The organism is Streptomyces flavofungini (genome assembly GCF_041028215.1).
Classification (GTDB): domain Bacteria; phylum Actinomycetota; class Actinomycetes; order Streptomycetales; family Streptomycetaceae; genus Streptomyces; species Streptomyces flavofungini_B.
This window is the reverse complement of record NZ_JASKYR010000339.1, coordinates 1-8,346: the sequence shown is the minus strand read 5'-3', so window position 1 is coordinate 8,346 and position 8,346 is coordinate 1. Positions and strand designations below refer to the sequence as shown.

General features: G+C 71.9%; 7 protein-coding genes and 2 pseudogenes. 8 read left to right on the top strand and 1 reads right to left on the bottom strand.

The window, feature by feature from the left end; translation table 11 throughout:
* Window positions 1-341 (bottom strand): annotated as a pseudogene (locus tag AB8Z36_RS22695) (hypothetical protein); the annotation flags it as partial.
* A 219-nt stretch (window positions 342-560) separates the two neighbouring features.
* On the opposite strand from AB8Z36_RS22695, the gene rimP reads away from it, so the two are divergent.
* From rimP to AB8Z36_RS22655, 8 genes and pseudogenes are all read left to right on the top strand, one after another.
* Complete coding sequence (gene rimP / locus AB8Z36_RS22690; RefSeq protein ID WP_369215198.1) at window positions 561-1,058, top strand: ribosome maturation factor RimP; 498 nt, start codon at window positions 561-563, stop codon at window positions 1,056-1,058.
* Window positions 1,059-1,060: 2 nt separating this feature from the next.
* Entirely contained in the window at window positions 1,061-2,050 is a 990-nt protein-coding gene (gene nusA, locus AB8Z36_RS22685; protein ID WP_369215197.1) for a transcription termination factor NusA, read from the top strand.
* Window positions 2,051-2,217: 167 nt separating this feature from the next.
* Window positions 2,218-2,508 (top strand): YlxR family protein, encoded by a 291-nt coding sequence (locus AB8Z36_RS22680; RefSeq protein WP_369215196.1) that lies wholly within the window; start codon window positions 2,218-2,220, stop codon window positions 2,506-2,508.
* Between the two features lie 145 nt (window positions 2,509-2,653).
* Entirely contained in the window at window positions 2,654-5,749 is a 3,096-nt protein-coding gene (gene infB, locus AB8Z36_RS22675) for a translation initiation factor IF-2 (protein ID WP_369215195.1), read from the top strand.
* 156 nt (window positions 5,750-5,905) lie between these two features.
* Window positions 5,906-6,199 (top strand): DUF503 domain-containing protein, encoded by a 294-nt coding sequence (locus tag AB8Z36_RS22670; protein ID WP_369215194.1) that lies wholly within the window; start codon window positions 5,906-5,908, stop codon window positions 6,197-6,199.
* A gap of 68 nt (window positions 6,200-6,267) precedes the next feature.
* Window positions 6,268-6,729, top strand: coding sequence for a 30S ribosome-binding factor RbfA (gene rbfA, locus AB8Z36_RS22665; protein ID WP_369215193.1), 462 nt, complete (start codon window positions 6,268-6,270; stop codon window positions 6,727-6,729).
* Window positions 6,726-7,541: pseudogene (gene truB, locus AB8Z36_RS22660) on the top strand (tRNA pseudouridine(55) synthase TruB); the annotation flags it as partial. The gene rbfA and the pseudogene truB, both read left to right, overlap by 4 nt.
* A gap of 44 nt (window positions 7,542-7,585) precedes the next feature.
* Window positions 7,586-8,346, top strand: a 761-nt coding sequence (locus AB8Z36_RS22655; RefSeq protein WP_369215192.1) for a trypsin-like peptidase domain-containing protein, incomplete at its 3' end; no start/stop codon positions are given.

Genomic DNA, 8,346 nt, shown 5'->3' with positions numbered 1-8,346 from the left:
GTCGCGGTGGACGAGGCGGAAGGGGCGGGGGTGGCGCCGTCGCGGAAGGCCTCCACGTGCCGACGCACCTCGGCCCGCAGCGGGTCCAGGCGCTCGGCGAGCGAGGGGTGCGCGGCGAGCACGGCGTCGTAGCGGCCGAGCAGCTCCGTGCTCTCCTCGGCCGCCCGCGCGCGCAGCCGCCGTACGGCGGAGGGACGCTCCGCGGCGTCGGAGTCCGGGGTGCTTGAGCAGCCGGTGACCAGCACGGCCGAGGCGGCCCCTGCGGCCCCGGTGAACAGGCTTCTTCGGCGCGGGCCCGGTCGGGACCATGAGGCGGTGGGATACGACGGCACGGCAGACATCCTCGGCAAGGAAGGCCAGAAGGCGCGAGCGAGAAGGAAGGGAGTGGGCGCGGGCCCGGTGATCACCGTACCTTCGGCCGGTCTCCGTACACGCGAGCGGCTCGGGAGGAAGCCTCGCGCGCCCCCCTGGTGGGCGGTAACACCCCCGCGGACCGGATACCCTTTGACCAGACACGCGACGATCCCCACAACAGCACACGCGGCCGAGGAGTCACCCGGATGAGCACCACCCAGAGCGAGAGGCTGCGGCAACTACTGGAACCGCTCGTCGCCTCGCAGGAACTGGATCTCGAAGAGATCGAAGTGGCCTCCGTCGGACGCAAGCGGGTGCTGAGAGTCGTCATCGACTCCGAGGACGGCGTGGACCTGGACCAGATCGCGGAAGTGAGCCGCCTGCTCTCCGCGAAGCTCGACGAGACCGACGCGATGGGCGAGGGGGAGTACGACCTCGAAGTCGGATCCCCCGGTGCCGAGCGCGCGCTGACCGAGCGCCGCCACTATCTGCGCGCCGTCGACCGGCTGGTGAAGTTCCAGCTCACCGAGGGCGGCGAGGTGACCGCCCGCATCCTCACCGTGGACGACGAGGGCCTCGACCTCGAGGTGCCCGGCGTGAAGGGCCGCAAGCCCACCTCCCGCCGTCTCGCCTTCGGCGAGATCGGCAAGGCGCGCGTGCAGGTCGAGTTCAACCGCAAGGACAAGAAGGAAGAGGAGGCGTAGCCGTGGACATCGACATGAGTGCCCTGCGGGGTCTGGTACGGGAGAAGGAGATCTCCTTCGACCTCCTTGTCGAGGCGATCGAGTCGGCCCTCCTCATCGCCTATCACCGCACCGAGGGAAGCCACCGCCGCGCACGCGTCAAGCTGGACCGCGAGAGCGGCCACGTGACGGTGTGGGCGAAGGAGGAGCCGGAGGACCTCGAGGAGGGCCAGGAGCCCCGCGAGTTCGACGACACCCCCTCCGACTTCGGCCGCATCGCGGCGACGACCGCCAAGCAGGTCATCCTGCAGCGGCTGCGCGACGCCGAGGACGACGCGACGCTCGGCGAGTACGCCGGGCGCGAGGGCGACATCGTGACCGGCGTGGTCCAGCAGGGCCGCGACCCGAAGAACGTGCTGGTCGACATCGGCAAGCTGGAGGCCATCCTGCCGGTGCAGGAGCAGGTCCCGGGCGAGGAGTACCCCCACGGGATGCGCCTCCGCAGCTACGTCGTCCGGGTGGCCAAGGGTGTGCGCGGCCCGTCCGTGACGCTCTCGCGCACCCACCCGAACCTGGTGAAGAAGCTCTTCGCGCTGGAGGTGCCCGAGATCGCCGACGGCTCCGTCGAGATCTCCGCCATCGCCCGTGAGGCGGGGCACCGCACCAAGATCGCCGTGCGCTCGACCCGCTCGGGTCTGAACGCCAAGGGCGCCTGCATCGGCCCGATGGGCAGCCGCGTGCGCAACGTCATGGCCGAGCTCAACGGCGAGAAGATCGACATCGTCGACTGGTCCGAGGACCCGGCCGACATGGTCGCCCACGCGCTCTCCCCGGCCCGCGTCAGCAAGGTCGAGATCGTGGACCTGGGCGCGCGTTCGGCCCGGGTCACCGTGCCGGATTACCAGCTCTCGCTCGCCATCGGCAAGGAAGGGCAGAACGCCCGCCTCGCCGCGCGGCTCACGGGCTGGCGCATCGACATCAGGCCCGACACCGAGCAGCCCTCCGACCAGTAGCGGAGCCGGTTCCGCGGCCGTCAGAGGGGGTGCCTCCGGGTACTCGAGGGGCGGTCGCGGGAATAAATTCCGGGCGATCACCGCTTGGATCACGACAGTATGTGGCGAGTAGCCGTTCGATTTTTGCCCCAAAGGGGTGAGGTCGGTACGGGGAGGTAGACTTAAGCGTGTCTGGCCGGACGCATGCCCGCGCACGCCCTGAGCGCACCTGTGTGGGGTGCCGGGAGCGAGCGGCCCAGAGCGATCTTCTGCGCACCGTGGAGAGAGAGGGCGCCTGCGCCCCCGATCCAAGCGGTACGCTGCCCGGCCGGGGTGCCTATGTGCACCCCGCCCTGGTCTGTCTGGATCTGGCGGTCCGCCGCCGGGCGTTTCCCCGGGCCTTTCGCGTCCGGGGCCCGCTCGACACCGAGGCGTTGCGCCGCGCGGTCGAGACAGTTGCCCAGCAGGCAACACCGTAAGGAAGGTCGCACGGAACCCCGTGCGGCCCTGGTACCCCGCGAGTTGGAAGTAGGTCGAGATTGCGATGAGCACTCGATGAGCACGCGATGAGTACGCCCATGAAGTAGCGACGGTCCGGCGTAACCCGGACCTAAAAGGAGCGAAGTGGCTAAGGTCCGGGTATACGAGCTCGCCAAGGAGTTCGGCGTAGAGAGCAAGGTCGTCATGGCCAAGCTCACAGAACTCGGTGAATTCGTACGTTCGGCGTCCTCGACGATCGAGGCGCCCGTGGTACGCAAACTGACTGACGCATTCCAGGGCGGCGGCAACGGCAAGTCCGCCGCCAAGCCCGGCGCGCCGCGCAAGCAGGCCGCCCCCAAGCCGGCGTCCCCGTCGGCACCCTCTCCCGCGCAGGCCGCCCGTCCGGGTCCGGCCGCCCCGAAGCCGCCGGCGCCCAAGCCCGCCGCGGCCGAGCGGCCCGCGGCCTCTCCGGCGACCCCGGGCCCGCGCCCGACGCCGGGTCCGAAGCCGCCGGCCCCCAAGCCCGCGCCGGCCTCGCCGGCTCCGGCCGCCCCGGAGTTCACCGCTCCGCCGGCCGCGCCCGCCGCTCCCGCGGCTCCGCAGGCGCCCCGTCCGGGTGCCCGTCCCGGCGCCCCGAAGCCCGGTGCCCGTCCGGCCCCCGGCCAGGGCGGCCAGGGTCAGGGCCAGGGCGGTCGCAACGACCGCGGTGACCGTCAGGGTGCCCCGCGCCCCGGCGGCCAGGGCGCCCCGCGTCCCGGCGGTGCCCGTCCCTCGGGTCCGCGTCCGGGCAACAACCCCTTCACCTCTGGTGGCTCCACCGGCATGGCGCGCCCGCAGGCGCCCCGTCCGGGCGGTGCCCCGCGCCCCGGCGGCCAGGGTGGCCCCGGCGGTGCCCCGCGCCCGCAGGGCCAGGGCGGCCCCGGTGGCGCGCCCCGTCCGCAGGGTCCGGGCGGCGCCCGTCCGACCCCGGGCGGCATGCCCCGTCCGCAGGGCGGCGCCCCGCGTCCCGGCGGCGGTCCCGCCGGTAACCGTCCGAACCCCGGCATGATGCCGCAGCGTCCGGCCGCGGGTCCGCGTCCCGGCGGTGGCCCCGGCGGTGGCCGTGGTCCCGGCGGCGGCGGTCGCCCGGGTGGCGGCGGCGGCCGTCCCGGTGGCGGCGGCTTCGCGGGTCGTCCCGGTGGCGGTGGCGGCGGCTTCGCCGGCCGTCCCGGCGGTCCGGGTGGCGGCGGTGCCGGTCGTCCCGGTGGCGGCGGCGGCTTCGGCGGCCGTCCCGGCTTCGGTGGCCGTCCCGGCGGTCCCGGTGCCCGTGGTGGCACGCAGGGTGCCTTCGGCCGTCCCGGCGGGCCCGCCCGTCGTGGCCGCAAGTCGAAGCGGCAGAGGCGCCAGGAGTACGAGGCCATGCAGGCCCCGTCGGTGGGCGGCGTCATGCTGCCTCGCGGCAACGGACAGACCGTCCGCCTGTCGCGCGGTGCCTCGCTGACCGACTTCGCCGAGAAGATCAACGCCAACCCGGCTTCGCTGGTCGGCGTGATGATGAACCTCGGCGAGATGGTCACCGCCACGCAGTCCGTCTCCGACGAGACGCTGAAGCTCCTCGCCGAAGAGATGAACTTCGTGCTGGAGATCGTCAGCCCGGAGGAGGAGGACCGCGAGCTCCTGGAGTCCTTCTCCATCGAGTTCGGCGAGGACGAGGGCGGCGAGGAGATGCTCGTCTCCCGTCCGCCGGTCGTAACCGTCATGGGTCACGTCGACCACGGTAAGACCCGCCTCCTCGACGCCATCCGCAAGACGAACGTCGTCGCGGGCGAGGCCGGTGGCATCACCCAGCACATCGGTGCCTACCAGGTCGCGACCGAGGTCAACGGCGAAGAGCGCGCCATCACCTTCATCGACACCCCCGGTCACGAGGCGTTCACCGCCATGCGTGCCCGTGGTGCGAAGTCCACCGACATCGCGATCCTCGTGGTCGCGGCCAACGACGGTGTGATGCCGCAGACGATCGAGGCGCTGAACCACGCCAAGGCGGCCGACGTGCCGATCGTGGTCGCGGTCAACAAGATCGACGTCGAGGGTGCCGACCCGACCAAGGTGCGCGGTCAGCTCACCGAGTTCGGTCTGGTGGCCGAGGAGTACGGCGGCGACACGATGTTCGTCGACATCTCCGCGCGCCAGGGCCTCAACATCGAGCAGCTGCTCGAGGCCGTGGTCCTGACCGCGGACGCCTCGCTCGACCTGCGGGCCAACCCGGAGCAGGACGCGCAGGGCATCGCGATCGAGGCCCACCTCGACAAGGGCCGCGGCGCCGTCGCGACCGTCCTCGTCCAGCGCGGTACCCTCCGCGTCGGCGACACGATGGTCGCCGGTGACGCCTACGGCCGAGTCCGCGCCATGCTCGACGACAAGGGCGAGAACGTGGAGGAGGCGACCCCGTCGACCCCCGTCCTCGTGCTCGGTCTCACCAACGTCCCGGGCGCCGGCGACAACTTCCTGGTCGTCGACGAGGACCGCACGGCCCGTCAGATCGCCGAGAAGCGCGCCGCACGTGAGCGCAACGCGGCGTTCGCCAAGCGCACCCGCCGGGTCTCCCTGGAGGACCTCGACCAGGTGCTCAAGGCCGGTCTGGTCCAGGACCTCAACATCATCATCAAGGGCGACGCGTCCGGTTCGGTGGAGGCTCTCGAGTCCTCGCTGCTCCAGCTCGACGTCGGCGAAGAGGTCGACATCCGCGTCCTGCACCGCGGTGTGGGTGCGGTCACGGAGTCGGACATCGACCTGGCGATGGGCTCCGACGCCATCGTCATCGGCTTCAACGTCCGCGCGGCCGGCCGTGCCGCGCAGATGGCGGAGCGCGAGGGCGTCGACGTCCGCTACTACTCGGTGATCTACCAGGCCATCGAGGAGATCGAGGCGGCCCTCAAGGGCATGCTCAAGCCGGAGTACGAGGAGGTCGAGCTCGGCACCGCGGAGATCCGCGAGGTCTTCCGCTCGTCCAAGCTCGGCAACATCGCGGGTGTGCTCATCCGCTCCGGCGAGGTCAAGCGCAACACCAAGGCCCGACTGCTCCGCGACGGCAAGGTCATCGCGGAGAGCCTCAACATCGAGGGTCTGCGCCGCTTCAAGGACGACGTCACCGAGATCCGCGAAGGCTTCGAGGGCGGTATCAACCTCGGCAACTTCAACGACATCAAGATCGACGACGTCATCGCGACGTACGAGATGCGCGAGAAGCCGCGCGGCTGATCAGTTCACTGATCTGATCCGCTCGGTAGTAGGTCGGGGCCGGTCGACGGGGGAAATCCCGTCGATCGGCCCCGGCCGTTCCGTGTACGGTTCTTGTGTCCCTGCCAAGCGGTTGGCGGGGCCTCGAACCCGTACCGGCGGGACATCCGGACACACATGTATGTGGGGACTCTGTCCTTCGATCTGCTCCTCGGCGACGTACATTCGCTGAAGGAGAAACGCTCCGTCGTCCGTCCGATCGTCGCCGAGCTCCAGCGGAAGTACGCGGTGAGCGCGGCGGAGGTGGGCGGCCAGCAGCTGCACCGCAGGGCCGAGATCGGCCTGGCGGCGGTCTCGGGGGACTGGGGCCATCTCACGGACGTACTGGACCGGTGCGAGCGCCTCGTCGCCGCCCGGCCCGAGGTGGAACTCCTTTCGGTCCGGCGGCGGCTGCACGGGGATGATGACTGAAGAGCACGGGCTCTGAACAAAGCAAGACAAGCCCCAGGGGATGGCCCGGGGAAAAGGGAGACGGAGCAGTGGCCGACAACGCGCGGGCGAAAAGGCTGGCGGACCTCATCCGGGAGGTGGTTGCCCAAAAGCTTCAGCGTGGGATCAAGGACCCGCGGCTCGGGACGCACGTGACCATCACGGACACCCGGGTGACCGGTGACCTGCGAGAGGCGACCGTCTTCTACACGGTCTACGGCGACGACGAGGACCGTGCCGCCGCGGCGGCGGGCCTGGAGAGCGCCAAGGGCGTGCTCCGTTCGGCGGTGGGCCAGGCCGCGGGCGTGAAGTTCACGCCCACCCTGGCCTTCGTGGCGGACGCCCTGCCGGACAACGCGCGGGCCATCGAGGACCTCCTGGACAAGGCACGGCTCTCCGACGCCAAGGTGCGCGAGGTCTCGGCGGGCGCCGAGTTCGCGGGCGGCGCCGACCCGTACCGCAAGCCCGAGGACGAGTCCGACGACGAAACGGACGGCGACGCCCGAGCATGAGCCAGAGCAGCACCACGCCGGACGGCCTTGTCATCGTCGACAAGCCGTCCGGCTTCACTTCGCACGACGTGGTGGCCAAGATGCGCGGGATCGCCAGGACCCGCCGCGTCGGACACGCGGGCACCCTCGACCCCATGGCGACGGGCGTCCTCGTGCTCGGCGTGGAGCGCGCCACCAAGCTCCTCGGCCATCTGGCGCTGACCGAGAAGGAGTATCTGGGGACCATCCGCCTCGGACAGAACACGATCACCGACGACGCCGAGGGTGAGATCACCTCTTCGGCGGACGCCTCGAAGGTGACCCGCGCGATGGTCGACGCGGGCATCGCCAAGCTCTCCGGCGACATCATGCAGGTGCCCTCGAAGGTCAGCGCCATCAAGATCGACGGCAAGCGGTCCTACGCGCGTGCCCGCAAGGGCGAGGACTTCGAGATCCCGGCCCGCCCGGTCACGGTCTCCGCCTTCACGGTGTACGACATCCGCGACGCCGCCGCCGAGGACGGCACCCCCGTACTCGACCTGGTCGTCTCGGTGGTCTGCTCCTCCGGGACGTACATCCGGGCGCTCGCCCGTGACCTCGGCGCGGACCTCGGCGTCGGCGGCCATCTGACCGCCCTGCGGCGCACCCGCGTCGGTCCGTACAAGCTGGACGCGGCCAGGACCCTGGACCAGCTCCAGGAGGAGCTGACGGTGATGCCGGTGGCCGAGGCCGCGGGCCGCGCCTTCCCGCGCTGGGACGTGGACGACAAGCGCGGCCGGCTGCTGCTCAACGGCGTCCGCATCGACATGCCCGAGGAGTACGCGGGCGCCGGCACGCCCCGGGCACGGAGGAGCGGGGCGGCCACGAGGCGCTTGACATGTCCCTGGTGCGGGTCTGCGACCCGGCGGGGCGCCCGCGGGGCACCGGCTTCGCCGCCGACGACCTCGGCACGGTCGTCACCAGCCACGAAGCGGTGGACGGCCTGGCGAGGATCGTGCTGCACGCACCGGGCGAGCGCACCTGCGTGGTCCCCGCCGACGCCGTGGTGGCGCTGCCGGAGCTCGGTCTCGCCCTGGTGCGCACCGAGGGGCTCGGACTGCGTCCGCTGCCGCTGTCCTTCCGCAGCGCCGTGCCGAGGGGCACTTATGTACGGATCGCCGCCTGCGGCTGGCGTGAGGCCAGGGTGCTCGGCTGCTCCCCGGCCACCTATACGGCGACGGACCGCTGCCACCTGCTGCCCGCCGCACTGGAACTGGCGATCGGCACCTCGGGGGCCGACGCCCTGCGGCTCGGCGGCGGTGCGGCGGGCGGGCCGGTCGTGGACGCGGCGTCGGGCGCGGTGCTCGGCGTCCTCGGCACCGCGCTGCTGCCCCAGGCACCCGGCACGGACGCGGCGGGGGAGCCGCTCAGGGCGGCGGGCCTCGCGGTGCCGCTGCCGCCCGCCGCGTCCTGTACGGGGCCCCTCGGGGAACTGCTCGACCGCAATGCCGCGACCGTCCCCGCCTACGGCCCCGACCTCAACCTGGCGGGCGCCCTGCATCTGACGGCGACGTCGGCGGGGTCCGACGGGCCCCGCCCCGACCTGCTCGAACCGGTCGAACGCCCCGCGCTGACCGCCGAGTTCGACGCCTTCACCAC

What these genes read in the sequence shown, in the direction of transcription:
- rimP (WP_369215198.1), top strand. Translation starts at nt 561, where the DNA reads ATGAGCACCACCCAGAGCGAGAGGCTGCGGCAACTACTGGAACCGCTC.
- AB8Z36_RS22670 (WP_369215194.1), top strand. Translation starts at nt 5,906, where the DNA reads ATGTATGTGGGGACTCTGTCCTTCGATCTGCTCCTCGGCGACGTACAT.